The 447-nt window shown below is 40.0% G+C and carries 1 protein-coding gene; it reads left to right on the top strand.

All coding sequences use genetic code 11. The features are described from left to right. Nucleotides 1–447, top strand: a 447-nt coding sequence (locus tag AC1DJR_RS33440) for a hypothetical protein (RefSeq protein WP_477004618.1), incomplete at both ends; no start/stop codon positions are given.

Raw genomic sequence — 447 nt, forward strand, 5'->3', positions numbered from 1 at the left:
AGTAAATACTGCTTCCGTTATCGCAACAAAAACTGCGAGTAGTGCATTTGCTGCTGTTGGCGATACAATTACGTATACAACTACTCTCACTAATAACGGAAATACAACTGCAAACACACCTGTTTTTATCGATATATTACCACCTGAACTTTCATTCGTTCCTGATAGCGTACAAATTAATACCACCCCACAACTCGGATTTAGGCCAGATAACGGGATTCCTTTAGACCCAATTCCAGTTGGAGGAACGACAACAATTAGTTTTCAAGCGATCGTTGGCTCAATACCAGCTACAAATCCTACGTTGAATCAATCCAGTACGACATATTCTATCATTGTGGATCCTACCCAGCCGCCAGTGACAGAAACAGCTACAAGTAATCCAACTTTAGTGCAAATTAACGAAGCAATTATTCAAGCAACAAAAAGTGTGGATCGTATCTTTTC

It is taken from the genome of Bacillus sp. 05T31, from assembly GCF_056396725.1.